Genomic DNA, 14,646 nt, shown 5'->3' with positions numbered 1-14,646 from the left:
TCACCGGGTCGTCCCCCGGCGAGGCGTCCGCTGCCACCCCGACCTCGCCGGCTCCGGCGGAGCAGCGCTTCTCGGTCTGAGCCTCGTCATGGCCGCCGGACTGCTGACCGCCTTCGCGCTGTTCCCGCCCGCGCGCCTGTCCCCGCCCACGCCCGCACCGCCCCCTGCACGGCACCGCTGAACCAGCCGGTGCCCGACCGGAAACGAGATCATGACGCGCTCACCCGAAAAACCCTCCTCGCCGCCCTGCCCGGAGGCGGCCGCCGCCGCCACGCTCGGCCGGCTGCACCGGCTCGGCCGCTGGTGCGCCCGACGGCCGTGGTGGGTGCTCGGCACCTGGCTGCTGGTGCTGCTGGCCGCCGTGGCCGCCGACCAGACCTGGGGTGGGACGTACGAGGACGACTTCGCCCTGCCCGGCACCTCCGTCCAGACCGGCGCCGACCTGCTGGACGCCCACGGCTCCGCCCAGGTCCGCGGCACCGCCTCGCAGATCGTGCTGCGCCCCGAAAGCGGACCGCTCAGCGCCCACCAGGACGCCGTCGACGGGACGATCGCCGAACTGGAACAGCTGCCGGATGTGATCTCCGTGGCCGACCCCCTCGTCACCCCGGGCGCGGTCTCCGCCGACGGCACCACCGGCATCGTCACCGTCCGCTTCACGGACAACCCGGTCCGCTTCGACACGTCCTACCTCGACGGCGTGGACGACGCCGTGCACGGGCTGCGCGCGGACGGCGTCGAGGTCGAGTACGGCGGCCCGCTGGGCCAGCTGGCACGCCCGGAGGCCGCGCACCGGCTGTCCGAGGTGATCGGGCTGGGCACCGCCGTGGTCGTCCTGCTGGCCGGGTTCGGCAGCCTGGCCGCCGCCGGGCTGCCGCTGCTGACCGCGGTGATCGGCCTGCTCTGCGGCATCTCCCTGCTCGGGCTGCTGGCCGCGGGGTTCACCTTCGGGACCGCCGCACCGACGCTGGCCACCATGATGGGCCTGGGCGTGGGGATCGACTACGCGCTGTTCCTCATCACCCGCCACCGACGGCTGCTGCGGGACATCCGCGACCCGGCCGAGGCCGCGGGCCGGGCGGTGGCCACCAGCGGCCGGGCGGTGATCGTCGCCGCGGCGACCGTGGGGCTCGCGCTCGGCGGGCTGTACGCGTCGGGTGTCGGCTTCATCGGCACCCTCGGCGTGGCCGCCGGCCTGACCGTCGTGGTGGCCGCCGTCGCCGCGCTCACCTTCGCGCCGGCCGTCCTGGGCATCGCGGGCCGCCGTATCGACCGCTGGCGGGTGCGCACACCGGTCGACGAACCGGACGGGACGGCCGACACCTGGCACCGCTGGGCCGCCGCGGTCGGCCGCCGTCCGTGGCTGTTCCTCGTCCTCGGACTCCTGGTCCTGGGAGTGCTCAGCGTCCCGGCGGCCTCCATGCGGCTGGGCCACATCGACGCCGGTGCCGGCCCGGGCGACTACACCGACCGCCGCGCCTACGACCTGGTGTCCGACGGCTTCGGCCCCGGTACCAACGGCCAGTTCACCGTCGTCGCCCACCTCGACCGCGAGCGCGCCGACGGCCCTGCCGGGACCGCCGGACTCTCCGCGTCCCTGCACGACGCACTGGCCTCGGCCCCCGGAGTCGCCAGGGTGTCCGCCCCCGCCGCCACCGAGGACCAGGCTCTGCTGATCACTACCGTCACCCCCGACACCGGCCCCGAGGAGCAGGCCACCTCGGACCTGCTGCACCGACTGGAGGACCACACCCTCCCCGACGCGCTCGCCGGCTCCGGCGCGGAAGGCTACGTCACCGGCGTCACCGCCGCCCAGCTCACCTTCCGCGACGTGGTCGTGGACCGGCTGCCCGTCATCATCGCGGTCGTGGTCGCGGCGGCCTTCCTGCTCCTGCTCACCGTCTTCCGCAGCCTGCTCGTCGCCCTCAAGGCCGCCCTGCTCAACCTGCTGTCCATCGGCGCCGCCTACGGGGTCGTCGTCGCGGTCTTCCAGTGGGGCTGGGGCGGTTCCTTCTTCGGCGTCGCCGATCCCGTACCGGTCGAGTCGTACGTGCCGATGATGATGTTCGCGATCGTCTTCGGCCTGTCCATGGACTACGAGGTCTTCCTGCTGTCCCGGATCCGGGAGTCCTGGCTGCACACGCACGACAACGACCTCAGTGTCGCCACCGGACTCGCCGGCACCGCCCGTGTCATCACCTGCGCCGCACTCATCATGACCAGCGTCTTCCTCGCGTTCCTGCTCTCCGCCAACGTGGTGATCAAGATGCTGGCTCTCGGCCTGGGCGTCAGCGTCATCATCGACGCCACCCTCGTCCGGCTCGTCCTGGTGCCCTCCACCATGTATCTGCTCGGCCGGGCCAACTGGTGGCTGCCCCGCCGGCTGGACCGGATCCTGCCCCACCTCGACCCGGAGGGCCCGGCGCCGACCACCCCCGAGGGCGGACCGACCACTGCCACCCGGGCCACATCGGGAGACCACGCGTGATCCGCCACGTGCTGGGGCGGTACCGCACCGCGTCCGTCGCCGTCACTGCCCTCGCGGTCCTGCTGCTCGCCGCCACCGTCGCCGAGGTCGCCGCCCGCGGCCTGGTGCGGGGCCGCATGGCCACCGCGGCCGACCGGGTCCTCGGCGACGGCAGCGACGTCCACGTCGACGGCGGACCAGCCCTCCTCGACCTGTTCGACCGGCACATCGACGCCGTGACCGTCAGCAGCGACCACGCCACCGTCGGCCGCATTCCCGACGTGTCCGTGCGGGCGCGCCTGGACGACATACGCCTGACCGGCAACGCGTCCGGAACCGTCGCCCGGACCCAGGCGGACGTCGAGATTCCCGCCGCCTCCCTCCAGAGCCTGGCAGCCGGCTCCGGCGGACGCCTCCCGGTCTCGGCCGTCCGCCTCGACGACGCGGCCGACACCCTCACGCTCGTCCTCGGCCGAGGGGGCCTCGGGGAGGCCACTCTGCGGCCCCAGTTGCAGAACGGCCGTGTGACCCTGCACCTCGAAGACGCCGAGATCCTCGGAAGCCCCGCACCCGCCGGGTTCGTCGACCGAATCCAGGACGGCCTCTCCGACCGCGCGGGCCTCGACTACCCCCTGGGCCTCAAAGCCACCTCACTCGACGTCACCGACACCGGCCTCGATGTCGCCCTCACCGGAGGCCCGACCCGACTCCCGGCACAGGACACCGCTCAATGACGCTCCCCGTACGGCTGCTGGGTGGGCGTGGCGTCGTTCTGGCGCTGCTCGACCGACGAGGGGCTCGGCATCGCCGCCGCCCCCTGAAAGCCTCACCGCCCCGGCGCTCCGACCCGTCACCTCCCTCTGGAAAACTCGGGACATGACGACGCAGCGCAGCTCCGCCACGTACCTGTCCGCACTGTTCTCGCTGGACGGTCTGGTCGCCGTGGTGACGGGCGGGAGTTCCGGGATCGGCCGGGCCATCGCCGGATCGCTCGCGCGGGCGGGGGCGAGCGTGGTGGTCGTGGCCCGCCGGGAGCCGGAACTGGCCGCCACCGTCGACGAGTTGACGGCGGAGGGCGGCCGGGCCGCGTGGGTGAGCGCCGACCTGGGCACCCGCGAGGGGGTGCGCGCGGCGGCGGAGCGGGCCGCCGCCGTGTACGGGGAGCCCGACATCCTCGTCAACTGCGCCGGCATCAACGTGCGGCCGCCGATGGGCGAGCTGGGCGAGGACGTGTGGGACGCCACGATGGCGGTGAACCTGGAGGCGCCCTATCTGCTGGGCCTGCGGTTCGGCCCCGGCATGGCGGAGCGGGGCTTCGGGCGGATCATCCACATCACGTCGCAGCAGGCGCACCGGGCCTTCGTCCAGAGCGGCGCCTACGGCGTCTCGAAGGGGGCGCTGGAGTCGCTGGCGCGCTCCCAGGCCGAGGCGTGGTCACCGCACGGCGTCACCTGCAACACGCTGGTGCCCGGCTTCGTCATGACGCCGCTGAACGCGCGGCTGTCGTCCGATCCGGAGAAGGTGGCGGCGCTGGCCGCGCGCACGATGGTCAAGCGCAACGGCCTCGCCGAGGACTTCGCCGGAGCGGCGGTGTTCCTGGCCTCCCGCGCCTCCGGCTATGTCACCGGGCAGGCGATCTTCGTCGACGGCGGCTTCTCCGTGCACTGATCCCCCGCGACCACGGGGGCGGGAGGTTCACGCCGCGCGCGGAGCGAAGTGCTCGAGTTGGTCGGCGCCCGGTTCCACGACGCCGTAGCTGCTCTCGGGCACCTCGTTCCAGGCGCCGGGGAGGTCGCCCAGGGGCTCGGAGACCACGAGGCGGGTGTCGTCGGAGACCCCGTGCAGGAACGTGATGTCGGGATGGAGCTCGCGCAGTGTCTCCACCCGGGTGCTGTAGTAGAGGGACCGCGAGGCGCCCTGGCTGGAGTAGCGGAAGCCCCACAGCCGGTGTCCGTCGCTGACCGCGACCGTCATCTGCAGCGGGAACTCCACGCCGTACTTGTGCCCGGTCTGTTCCACGAAGCCCGCCATCCGTTCGACGGCGGCGGGCGGATCCTGCTCCAGGCCGAAGGTGAGCGCCAGGTAGAACATCATCTCGGAGTCCGTCGAGCCCTCCATCTCCAGGAAGAGTTCCGGGTCCACGGCCAGGGCGAGATCGCGCCGCATGCGGTGGAAGTCGGTGATCGCCCCGTTGTGCATCCACATCCAGCGGCCGTGCCGGAAGGGGTGGCAGTTCGTCTGCTGCACCGCCGTGCCGGTCGTGGCCCGGATGTGGGCGAAGAACAGCGGGGAGCGGACGTGGCGGGCGAGTTCCCGCAGGTTGCGGTTGCTCCAGGCCGGTCCGGTGTCACGGAAGATCGCCGGGGCGTCGCCGTCCATGTCGGGCGCGTACCAGCCGACGCCGAAGCCGTCGCCGTTGGTCGTCTCGACGCCCATCCGGGCGTGCAGGCTCTGGTCGATGAGCGAGTGCGCCGGTCTGTAGAGGATCGTGTCAAGGAGTACGGGAGTTCCCGAGTAGGCCAGCCATCGGCACATCGTCCTCAGCCTTCCTGATCAGACGGAGTCTTCCGGTCCTGGCGGGCGGGGCCGCGCCGGTCCCCTCCCGGCCCGCGCGCCGCTCGCCCGGTCGGCCGCCGCTCCCCTGACGGTCCGGCCGGGCGAGCGGCGCCGTGCGCTCCAGGGGTCATGCGTACCTGTCCGGCCGTACGACGCACAGGGCCCAGATGACGAACGCCGAGAAGGCGATCATCACGACCGACCAGACCGGGTAGTACGGCAGCGAGAGGAAGTTGGCGATGATGACGAGGCCGGCGATGGCCACACCGCCGACGCGGGCCCACATCGCCGTCTGGAACAGCCCCATGCTGACGATCACCGCGACCGCGCCGAGGATGAGATGGACCCAGCCCCAGCCGGTGAGGTCGAACTCGAAGACGTAGTTGCGCGTCGTGACGAAGATGTCGTCCTCGGCGATGCCCATGATCCCGCGGAAGATGTCCAGCACTCCGGCGATCATGAGGATGACGGCGGCGAACGCCGTCAGACCCTCGGCCCACTGCCTCCGGGGCTCGTGCGCGCGCGTCGGGTTGGTCGTCATGCCTTGCCTCGATTCGGTGTCATCGTGTCGTTCGGCGGGCTCAGTGATGTCCCGCGGATCCGTGCCCGCTCAGCACCAGCTGCTTGGCCCGGTCGAACTCCTCGTCCGTGATGTCTCCGCGGGCCTTGATCTCGGACAGCCGGGCGAGTTCGTCCACGCTGCTGGTCGGGCCGCCCGTGCCCTTGGCGGTCTCCCGGACGTAGTCGTCGAACTGCTTCTGCTGGGCCCGCGCCTGCGCCGCCTCGCGGCGGCCCATGTTCTTCCCGCGTGCCACGACGTAGACGAACACGCCCAGGAACGGCAGGAAGATGCAGAACGCCAGCCAGCCGGTCTTGCCCCAGCCGCTGAGGTCGTCGTCGCGGAAGATGTCCAGGACGACCCGGAAGAGCAGGACGAACCACATGATCCACAGGAAGAAGATCAGCATGGTCCAGAAGGCGCTCAGCAGCGGATAGTCGTAGGCGAGGTACGTGTCCCCGGTCATCTCACTCCTCCGTTCCGGGCCTGAGCCCGTCGGCCGATCCCTGGCGTCTTCAGCGTGCGCACGGCAAGCCGTGGGCGCCTCACCCCGGGCGGGTGAAGCCGTCCGGGGCCGGGCCGGCGGGTCAGCGGGGCCCCGGGTGACCGTGCGGGCCGGGGATGCCGGCCCTGCGCAGTGCGGCCCGCCAGGCGAGGGCCAGCACCACCTCGACCAGGCCGAGCAGGACCAGCCACAGACCGAGCAGCCGGGTCAGCGCCCGGGCCGACTCGGTGGGCAGGGCCAGCACGACGACCCCGGCGACGATGCCGAGGAGCGCGGCGCCCATGACGAAGGCGCGGTGGGGCAGGTCCCGGGCGGCGAGTGCCGTGTAGAGGGTGAGGACCCCGGACACCAGCCACACGACCCCGACGATCAGCGAGAGCGCGGCGATGGTCTGCAGCGGGTTGCGCAGGCAGAGCACACCGGCCAGGACGTAGAGGACGGACAGCAGGAGCCCGGGCAGCCGTTCGCCGTGGTCCTCCCGGGCGAAGGCGGCGACGAACCGGAACATCCCCGTCACGAGCAGGTACAGGCCGATGAGGACGGCCAGGACGTGCAGGGTCTCGTCCGGCCAGACCAGGACCAGGACGCCGGGCAGGAGGGTGGCGACGGCCGACCCGAGGAGCCAGGTCCAGGAACGCCCGAGGGCGGCCAGGACGTCGGCGGGGTCCGTGCCCGCCGGCCCCGGGGCGGCCGCACCGCCGGGCGTCCGCTGCGGTCCGGGGTACGGCTCCGGTCCTCGCGACTCGGTCATGGCTCCTCCCAGCGGGGTCAGTCCGGCATCTGCCGCATCTCCAGGACCCGCAGTCCCAGCGACTGGCAGCGGGCCAGCAGTCCGTACAGATGCGCCTCGTCGACGACGTGTCCGAACAGGACGGTCTGGCCGGACATCACCACGTGCTCCAGCTCGGGAAACACCTGGATCAACGTCTCCGACATCTGTCCGTCGACACGGATCTCGTAGCGCATGAGCCTTCCTAGGGGTCTCCCTGCGATCCTCCGCCGCGGCCTCCCGACGGGCCTCACCCGGTGCAGGTGATACGCGCCCGGCCGCGCGGCTGATCTGCGGTGATGGCTCCCGGTCAATGGGTGATGACCAGCTTGAACGCGATGATCAGCAGGCCGAGCAGCAGGTTCACGGCGGCGGTGATCGCCACCAGCCGCCAGGGCGCGCCGACCCGCCGTGCCGCCGCCGTCGACCAGCCCACCTGGCCCGCCACGGCGACCGCGAGCGCGAGCCACAGCGCGCCCTGCGTATCGAGGCCGAGCAGGGGACTGACGGCCACGGCCAGGGCGGGCGGGACGGCGGCCTCGACGATCGGCCACTCCTCACGGCACACCTCCCGTACGACCGCGCGGTCCGGTGTCCGGTGGGCCAGCCGCGCCCCGAACAGGTGGGCGTGCACATGCGCGATCCAGAAGGCCACGCCCGTGAGCAGCAGGAGCAGCACCAGTTCCACTCGCGGGAACGAGCCGAAGGTGCCGGCGCCGACGACGACGGAGGCGGCGAGCATGGAACCGTAGACGCCGCCGGTGTACTCGGCGCGGCCCCGGCGCCCGGCGGCGCGCTCCCGGGCCGTGCGGTGCTGAGTGTCGGGCATGACCGGGCTCCTTCACGGGTCAGGCCGCGCGGGCGCGCGCCGGTTCGGGGCGGGCGGCGGGCCGGGTCGGCAGATTCCCCGTGACCAGGAGACTGGCCAGGGTGATTCCGCCGGCGGCGAGGATCCCCGCCTTGAGTCCGTCGAGCTGCGCCGACGCGTAGGAGTCGGTGAGCGCGTCCACCTCCGACGGCGGCAGACCCGCCCGCTCGGCGGCGGAGCGCACGTGGTCGGTGGAGACGAAGCTGATCCCGGCCTCCAGGGCGACGCTCGTCTGCTGCTTGGCCTCCTGCGACAGTCTCGGATCGTCCTCGACCTGGGTGGTGAAGGCCTGGGCGAGGGCGCCCACGAGCAGCGACCCGATGAGCGCGGTGCCCAGCGCGGACCCCAGGTTCTGGGCGGTGAACTGCAGCCCGCCGACCTCGCTGCGCTCCTCCTCGCCCACGCTGGACTGGACGACGTTGCCGAGCTGCGAGGCGAGCAGGCCCATCCCGATGCCGAGCAGCGCCATGGCGCAGGCGAACTGCGCGTCGTCGATCACCGGGTCGATGGTGGCCAGCAGCCACACGATGGCGGCGATCAGCGTCAGCAGGGCCAGCCGGACCACGCGGCGTGCTCCCGCCGCCCGGCCCAGCCGCGCGGCGAGCAGGGAGGCGGCGAGCATGGTGACGGACACGGGCAGCAGGCGCAGGCCGGTCTCGAAGGCGTCGAAGCCCTGCACCACCTGAAGGTAGAGCGGAATGGTGAAGAACAGCCCCAGCAGAATGAGGTTCTGGCTCAGCAGGCACAGCAGGCCGGAGCGCAGCGGGAGATTGCGCAGCAGTGCCAGGTGCACCAGCGGATCGGTGTGCCGCTCCTCCCGGTGCCGCTCCCAGCGCACGAAGAGCGCCAGGACGACGGCGCCGAGGCCGATCACGAACAGGGTGGGCGCGAAGCCCATCACCGTGAACGGCGGGTTGCGCGGCTGCACCCAGCCCCAGGTGCCGCTCTGCAGCACGCCCAGCACGCCCAGGGCCAGGCCGGCCGCCGACAGGGCCGCGCCGACGCCGTCCAGCCGCGGCCGGGGCCCGGTCCGCGGGACCTCCGTGATCACCCGGCGGAAGGCCAGCACCACGAGGACGACCACGACCTCACCGGCGAAGACCAGCCGCCAGGTGAGGTACGTCGTCACCCAGCCGCCGAGCAGCGGTCCGACGGCGATGCCCGCACCGGCGAGCCCGCCGATGACGCCGTAGGCGACGGCCCGGTCGCGCCCCCGGTAGGACTCGGCGACCAGGGCCGCCATGGCCGGCAGCACCATCGCGGCACCGAGCCCCTCGATCACCGACCAGCCCACGGCGAGGACCCAGACGGTGGGAGCGACGGCGGTCAGGGCCGAGCCGACGCCGTAGACGACGAGCCCGAGGAGAAACAGCCTGCGCCGCCCCAGGATGTCGCCGAAGCGGCCGCCCACGATCATGAAGGCCGCCATGACCAGCGCGTACAGCGTGATGACGGCCTGGATGGCGGTCACCTCGGTGTCGAAGTCCTCCACCAGCTGGCTGATGGAGACGTTCATGACGGACGTGTCCAGCACCATCAGGAACTGGGCCGTGCCCAGGACGATCAGAGCCCGCCAGCGTGCCACGTCACCCACCTCGTCGAGTCGGGGCCGCCCGGGGACACCGGCGGCGCCGGCCGGGCAGCGGCCGGGGCGAACCGGCCACCACCCCGATCCCAGCGGAGGAGCCGGCCGCGCGCCTCACCCGCCAGGGGCGAACCCGGGCGGGCGGGTCACGCGGTCACAGAAGGCCGAGCTCCCGTGCGCGGCGCACCGCGTCGTGGCGGCGGTTGACGCCCAGCTTCCGGTAGGCGCTCTTGAGGTGGGTCTTGACCGTGTTAACCGACAGGTACAGGTCGGCGGCGATGTCCTCCGTGGACATCATCAGCGCAAGCCGGCGCAGCACGTCGCGCTCGCGTCCGCTCAGCTCCTCGACGACCACCGCGGGAGGCTGCTCGCCGGCGGGGGGCGGCGGCGGGGCGGGGGTGAGCCAGCCCTGGGCCAGTTCCCGCAGGGGCGCCGCGGTCAGCAGCGGCCGCAGCCACGGTCCGGCTTCGAGGAAGGGCCGGCGCAGCCGTTCGCGCCGGGCCTCGCGCAGGGCCCGGGCGACCAGCCGGCGAGCGGCGGCCGGGTCGCCGGTCTGCTCGGCGGCGCGGGCCCGCACCAGCGTGGCCCGGACGGTGACCGCGGGACCGCTGCGGTCCTCGGGGCGGGCCCGGTCGAGCAGGTCGGCCGCCGCGGCGGGCTCGCCCGCCGCCAGCCGGGCCCGGGCCGCCTCCACGGCACAGGCAGGCTGCTCGTCCGGCACCTCGCGCAGCAGCCGCACCGCGGCCTCGGGCCGGCCGTCGGCGAGGTGCGCGGCCGAGGCGACGAGCGCCGACTGCCCCGCCGCCCAGGGCGAGACCGCTTCGGCGGCGACCGCCCGCTCCACCGCTTCCCGCGCGGCCCCGGTCTCTCCCCGGGCCAGGTGCAGCCGTGCCGTGACGATGGCCCGGCCCGCCTCCATGACCGGGTCCCGCAGCGCGGGGTGCGAGTCGGCCGCCGCTTCGAGAAAGGTCTGCGCCTCGTCGAGCTCGTCGCGGTCGACGGCCACGGCGGCCAGGACGAGCAGCCCGACGCCGGAGCCGGCCGACCGGGGCAGCCCGAAACGCTCCGTCTCGGCCATCGCCGCACGAGCCCTGCGCTCCGCCGGGCCGGGCCGGCCGTTCAGCCAGTCGATCAGGGCCAGGCGGCCGAGGGCGTCCTCGCGCAACAGCGCGGTCGAGGCTCCGCCGGGGCAGTCGGCGGCCGCGCCGAGGGCGGCCGCCGCCTCCTCGAACCGCCCCGCCCACAGCCGGGTCGAGCCCACGTGGGTCAGCAGCAGGGCGGTGAGTTCGGGATGCCTGTCCAGCAGATGCGCGGGGACGTGGCCCCGCACCCGCTCGGCCTCCGCCACGGCCGCCTCCGCCCGCCCGGGCGCGCCGGTCAGCCGCCCCACGGAGGCCTCCAGCAGCGCACAGCTCAACTGCGCGGCCGCCGACTCCGGAACGACGACCACGGCTCCCGCCGAACCGAAGGCAGCCACCCCGCCTGAACCGGCGGCAGCCTCCTCCGCCGCCTCGGGCGCACCCACGTGCTCCTCCGCCGCCCCGAGCACCTCTCCGCCCGACCCGTCGGCTGCCTCCGCCCGCCCGACGGCGCCGATGTCCGTCGACCCGCCGACACCGGCCCCCTCCGGACTCCGGCCGCGCACTCCCGCCACCCCGGCAGGGGTGCCCGGGGCGGCGGGAGTCCTCACCCACCCCGCACCGGCCCCCGGCGCACCACCGGCACCCATCCCCTCGGGACGCCTGTCCCCCACGCCCACCGCCCCAGCCGCACCCTCGGCCTCCGCAGCCTCGACCACCCCAGCGACACCCACCGCATCCGCCATCTCAGCCGCCCCGGCCACGCCCACCGCATCCGCCACCCCAGCCACGCCGGCCGCTGCCACCGCCTCCACCCCCGTCGCCGCCCGCGCCGCCTCCGCCAGCCCCCGCTCCGCCCGGCGCAGATGGATCAGGCCGTGTTCGAGGTCGCAGCGGGAGAGGGCGAGGGCCGCGCGGACGAGGTCCGTCGCCGGGGTCCTGGGCTCGGGTCCCATCCGGGAGAACAGGTCGACGAGGTCGTCGGAGTGCAGGCCGGTGAAGAGCCGGCCGATGGCGAGGTCGTCGACCAGGGCACTCGCGGTGAACTCCCAGTCGCCCGCCGCGGCACCGTGCCCGAGCGTCTCCGGAAGGAACCCGGACCGCCCGAACCAGCGGGCGGCCCGTCGGTGGAGCTCGGGCTCCAGTCCCGGGGCCCGCACCCGCAGATGGGCCCGCAGGATCTCCCCGAACAGCGGGTGCAGGCGGTACCAGGCGTGTCCGAGATCCTCCACGAACGCGTTCTCCCGGTGCAGCCCGGCCAGGATGGGCTCGGAGTCGGCGCGTTCGGTCAGCGCGTTGGCCAGCTCGGGACAGAGGCGTTCGAGGACGCTGACCCGCAGCAGGAGATCCTGGACCTCGGGGCTCTGCTGCTTGAGCACCTCCGCCAGCAGGAAGTCGGCGACGGTGCTGCGGTCGGCCTCGAACTCCTTCAGATACGTCTCCGGGTCCGGGTTCTCCTGCGCGGCCAGGGCGCACAGCCGGAGGCCGGCGGCCCAGCCCCGGGTGCGCTCCACCAGCGCGCCCGCCGCGGGCAGCGGAAGGCGCAGCCCGTGCAGCGCGAGCAGTTCGGCCGTCTCCTCCGGGGTGAAGGCCAGTTCCGCGCCCCGGATCTCCGTCAGCTCGCCCGCGGCCCGGTAGCGGTGCAGCGGCAGCAGCGGTTCGGTGCGGGTGACGAGGATCAGCCGCAGGCCGCCTCCGGCGTGGTGCAGCACGAACTCCAGCTGCTGGGCGATGTCCGGGTCGTGCACCTGGTCGTACTCGTCGAGGACCACGGTCACGGGCCGCTCCCGCGCGCTGAGATCGGCGGCCAGCCGCGCCAGCAGGGTCCGGGTGACCCGGCTCGCGTCCGCCGGGCTGCCGACCCCGGCGGGCGGCGCCACCCCGGAGGCCCGCAGCGCCTGGAGCAGGTACGCCCAGAACATTCCGGGGCCCTGGTCGGCGGCTTCGGTGGTGAACCAGGCGACGGACGGCACCCGCTCGGCCGCCCAGTCGGCGACCAGCAGGGTCTTCCCCGCACCGGCGGAGCCGTTCACCATGGTCAGCGGGGTGCGCAGCGCCTCGTCGAGATGCCGTACCAGTCTCTCGCGGCGCAGGAACGTCGCAGGACGCACCGGTATCGCGAACCGCGTGCGCAGATACGGGTCTCCTTGGGGGTCGGCCTCCGGAGCCGTCGGCTCCGCACCGTCTTCCTCCAGCCCAGCCATGCGCTCACCGCCCGGCGGTCGATCGTGGGTAGCGCTCGCCTCCTCCAGCATCGCAGGGTCGGCGCACCCGCGCAGCGGGGAGGAAACCCCAGTTCAGGAGCGCGCCGGCGGCCACAGACGCGCCCGGTACCACGCGGCCGAGTCCGCGAGGCGGCTCAGCGGGCCGGGCCCCGGGGGCCTGCCGGTGAGCTTCCAGAGGTCGTCGGCCAGGTACCAGTGGTCCTCGGCGGCCAGGGTGAACTGGCGTTCAGAGACCCGTCCCGGTGCGGCCCGCAGCCGCTCCCGGCAGACCGGCAGCGGCCAGTCGGCGTCCGGCAGGGGCGGCAGCACCCCCAGCGCGGCCAGCTCGGCCAGCAGATCCCCGATGCGCACGGGTTCCGGATGCCCGGCGTGGTAGACGCCGGGCGGCACCGGCCGGGCCCCCACGGCGACGGCGGCGATCAGCCGCCCGAGGTCTCCGGCGTCCGCCACGGTCAGCAGCGCGCGCCCGCCGTCCCATGCGGCCGGCACCCGTTCCACCAGTTCGCGCAGTGCGGGTACGACCCACCGGTCGCCGGCGCCGAGCACGATCCCGGGCCGCAGCACGACGGCCCCCGCCCGGCGCGCGTACGCCTCCCCCGCCAGCCGGGTCCTGCTCACGGCGGAGGCGGGCTCGGCGGGAACCCCGTCGACCGCGATCCCCCGGTGCGGTCCACCGCCGTAGACGGCGGCGGTCGACAGGTGCACCACACGGCCGGCCCCGGCCCGCGCGGCCTCCTCCATCAGCAGGCGGGTGCCCTCGACGTTGACCGCCTCGCACAGCCGTTCGTCCCCGCCGATGTAGGAGGCCAGATGGACGACGGCCCGTGCGCCCTCGCACAGCCCCCGGACCGAGTCCGGGTCGGTGAGGTCGCCCCGCACCCACTCGACGGGACTGTCGCCCTCGGGCACGCTCCGCACCAGCGCCCGCACCCGCGGAGCCGGGCCGGCGTCGCCGCGCCCTGCCGGGTCCAGCAGGGCGCGCAGGGTGTGCGAGCCGATGAATCCGGTCGCCCCCGTCACCACCACCGTGCCGTCGACCTGCCGCACCGCTTCCTCCTTCAGGGCGGGCGCCCAGCCCCGCCCCGCGGCTCCGTGCCCCCGTGAACGAACCGCAACCCTACGGCACTTGGCGCGCCACCCGCCGGAGTGGCCCGGGAAAACCGGGCCAGTGCTCATGGATTGGCCTTGGCCGAGGGCCTCGCCGACCCCCTACCGTCACGGGCATGCGGATTCGAATCGTCGACGCCTTCACCGACCGCCCCTTCGCCGGAAACCCGGCCGGGGTCCTCCTCCTCGACGCCTTCCCGGGCGACGACCGGCTCCAGAACGTGGCCCTGGAGGTCAACCACGCCGAGACCGCCTTCGCCCACCCGCTCCCGGCGGGCGGCGAGGCGGACTGGGCCCTGCGCTGGTTCACGCCCGTCGCCGAGGTCGACATGTGCGGCCACGCCACTCTCGCCACCGCCCACGTCCTGCACACCACGGGCGCCCACACCGGGCCGGTGCGGTTCGCCACCCGCAGCGGCGTCCTGGTGGCGACGCCGGCCGGGGACGGCTCGATCACCCTGGACTTCCCGACCGCCCCGCTCACCCCGGTCGGGCTGCCGGACGGGGTCGCCGAGGCCCTGGGCGCGGAGCCGGTCGCCGCCTTCGACACCGGTCCGCACGTGGGCGACCTGCTGGTCGAGCTCGCCGACGAGAAGACCGTCCACGCCCTGCGCCCGGACCACAGGGCCCTCGGGGCCTACTCCCGGCGCGGCATCATCGCCACGGCCCGCGCCGAGAACCCCGCCCTGGGCTACGACTTCGTCTCCCGCTGCTTCTTCCCGAACGTCGGCATCGACGAGGACCCGGTCACCGGCAGCGCCCACACCGCGCTGGCCCCCTACTGGACGGAACGTCTCGGCCGTACGCCGCTGACCGGGCTCCAGGCCTCCCCGCGCTCCGGCCGCGTCCGCACGGAACTGCGCGGCGAACGCACCCTGCTGACCGGCCGCGCGGTGACGGTCATCGAGGGCGAACTGCTCGCGTAG

The 14,646-nt window shown here is 74.1% G+C and carries 13 protein-coding genes; 4 read left to right on the top strand and 9 right to left on the bottom strand.

Annotation, left to right across the window (positions count from 1 at the left end; translation table 11 throughout):
- Positions 1-211 precede the first annotated feature (211 nt).
- From ACFY2L_RS22920 to ACFY2L_RS22910, 3 genes are all read left to right on the top strand, one after another.
- A complete protein-coding gene (locus tag ACFY2L_RS22920) occupies positions 212-2,488 on the top strand; it encodes an MMPL family transporter (protein ID WP_390823223.1) in 2,277 nt (758 codons plus the stop codon).
- Positions 2,485-3,201 carry a DUF2993 domain-containing protein gene (locus ACFY2L_RS22915; RefSeq protein ID WP_390823222.1) on the top strand — a complete coding sequence of 239 codons (717 nt, stop codon included), beginning with the start codon at positions 2,485-2,487 and terminating at the stop codon, positions 3,199-3,201. Before ACFY2L_RS22920 ends, ACFY2L_RS22915 begins: the two co-directional genes overlap by 4 nt.
- Positions 3,202-3,343: 142 nt before the next feature.
- Positions 3,344-4,135 carry an SDR family NAD(P)-dependent oxidoreductase gene (locus ACFY2L_RS22910; RefSeq protein WP_390657180.1) on the top strand — a complete coding sequence of 264 codons (792 nt, stop codon included), beginning with the start codon at positions 3,344-3,346 and terminating at the stop codon, positions 4,133-4,135.
- A gap of 27 nt (positions 4,136-4,162) precedes the next feature.
- On the opposite strand, the gene ACFY2L_RS22905 is transcribed toward ACFY2L_RS22910, so the two are convergent.
- The 9 genes from ACFY2L_RS22905 to ACFY2L_RS22865 all read right to left on the bottom strand — a co-directional run bounded on the left by ACFY2L_RS22905 (position 4,163) and on the right by ACFY2L_RS22865 (position 13,660).
- Positions 4,163-5,002, bottom strand: a complete 840-nt coding sequence (locus tag ACFY2L_RS22905; protein WP_390657179.1) for a class II glutamine amidotransferase — start codon at positions 5,000-5,002, stop codon at positions 4,163-4,165.
- A gap of 148 nt (positions 5,003-5,150) precedes the next feature.
- Positions 5,151-5,564 carry a hypothetical protein gene (locus ACFY2L_RS22900; protein WP_390657178.1) on the bottom strand — a complete coding sequence of 138 codons (414 nt, stop codon included), beginning with the start codon at positions 5,562-5,564 and terminating at the stop codon, positions 5,151-5,153.
- Positions 5,565-5,604: 40 nt separating this feature from the next.
- On the bottom strand, positions 5,605-6,048 hold the full coding sequence (locus ACFY2L_RS22895) for an SHOCT domain-containing protein (protein ID WP_390657177.1): 444 nt from the start codon (positions 6,046-6,048) through the stop codon (positions 5,605-5,607).
- A gap of 121 nt (positions 6,049-6,169) precedes the next feature.
- The gene (locus ACFY2L_RS22890) at positions 6,170-6,838 is read right to left on the bottom strand and encodes an HdeD family acid-resistance protein (RefSeq protein ID WP_390657176.1); all 669 of its coding nucleotides are present in this window, start codon (positions 6,836-6,838) and stop codon (positions 6,170-6,172) included.
- A 17-nt stretch (positions 6,839-6,855) separates the two neighbouring features.
- Positions 6,856-7,053 (bottom strand): hypothetical protein, encoded by a 198-nt coding sequence (locus ACFY2L_RS22885; RefSeq protein WP_390657175.1) that lies wholly within the window; start codon positions 7,051-7,053, stop codon positions 6,856-6,858.
- A 113-nt stretch (positions 7,054-7,166) separates the two neighbouring features.
- Positions 7,167-7,685, bottom strand: a complete 519-nt coding sequence (locus tag ACFY2L_RS22880; protein WP_390657174.1) for a hypothetical protein — start codon at positions 7,683-7,685, stop codon at positions 7,167-7,169.
- A 19-nt stretch (positions 7,686-7,704) separates the two neighbouring features.
- Positions 7,705-9,309, bottom strand: coding sequence for an MFS transporter (locus ACFY2L_RS22875; RefSeq protein WP_390823221.1), 1,605 nt, complete (start codon positions 9,307-9,309; stop codon positions 7,705-7,707).
- A 154-nt stretch (positions 9,310-9,463) separates the two neighbouring features.
- Positions 9,464-12,592, bottom strand: a complete 3,129-nt coding sequence (locus ACFY2L_RS22870) for a LuxR C-terminal-related transcriptional regulator (protein ID WP_390823220.1) — start codon at positions 12,590-12,592, stop codon at positions 9,464-9,466.
- Between the two features lie 93 nt (positions 12,593-12,685).
- Positions 12,686-13,660 (bottom strand): NAD-dependent epimerase/dehydratase family protein, encoded by a 975-nt coding sequence (locus ACFY2L_RS22865; RefSeq protein ID WP_390823219.1) that lies wholly within the window; start codon positions 13,658-13,660, stop codon positions 12,686-12,688.
- A 176-nt stretch (positions 13,661-13,836) separates the two neighbouring features.
- Between ACFY2L_RS22865 and ACFY2L_RS22860 the strand changes: the two genes are divergently transcribed.
- Positions 13,837-14,646, top strand: coding sequence for a PhzF family phenazine biosynthesis protein (locus ACFY2L_RS22860; RefSeq protein ID WP_390657170.1), 810 nt, complete (start codon positions 13,837-13,839; stop codon positions 14,644-14,646).

Source organism: Streptomyces sp. NPDC001381 (genome assembly GCF_042895685.1).
Taxonomy (GTDB): Bacteria; Actinomycetota; Actinomycetes; order Streptomycetales; family Streptomycetaceae; genus Streptomyces.
This window is presented reverse-complemented; position numbering and strand designations above follow the sequence as displayed.

Excerpts from the sequence above, each read along its gene's own strand:
- ACFY2L_RS22885 (WP_390657175.1), bottom strand. The coding sequence starts at position 7,053 with ATGCGCTACGAGATCCGTGTCGACGGACAGATGTCGGAGACGTTGATC.
- ACFY2L_RS22920 (WP_390823223.1), top strand. The coding sequence starts at position 212 with ATGACGCGCTCACCCGAAAAACCCTCCTCGCCGCCCTGCCCGGAGGCG.
- ACFY2L_RS22895 (WP_390657177.1), bottom strand. The coding sequence starts at position 6,048 with ATGACCGGGGACACGTACCTCGCCTACGACTATCCGCTGCTGAGCGCC.
- ACFY2L_RS22880 (WP_390657174.1), bottom strand. The coding sequence starts at position 7,685 with ATGCCCGACACTCAGCACCGCACGGCCCGGGAGCGCGCCGCCGGGCGC.
- ACFY2L_RS22910 (WP_390657180.1), top strand. The coding sequence starts at position 3,344 with ATGACGACGCAGCGCAGCTCCGCCACGTACCTGTCCGCACTGTTCTCG.
- ACFY2L_RS22905 (WP_390657179.1), bottom strand. The coding sequence starts at position 5,002 with ATGTGCCGATGGCTGGCCTACTCGGGAACTCCCGTACTCCTTGACACG.
- ACFY2L_RS22870 (WP_390823220.1), bottom strand. The coding sequence starts at position 12,592 with ATGGCTGGGCTGGAGGAAGACGGTGCGGAGCCGACGGCTCCGGAGGCC.
- ACFY2L_RS22860 (WP_390657170.1), top strand. The coding sequence starts at position 13,837 with ATGCGGATTCGAATCGTCGACGCCTTCACCGACCGCCCCTTCGCCGGA.
- ACFY2L_RS22900 (WP_390657178.1), bottom strand. The coding sequence starts at position 5,564 with ATGACGACCAACCCGACGCGCGCGCACGAGCCCCGGAGGCAGTGGGCC.
- ACFY2L_RS22890 (WP_390657176.1), bottom strand. The coding sequence starts at position 6,838 with ATGACCGAGTCGCGAGGACCGGAGCCGTACCCCGGACCGCAGCGGACG.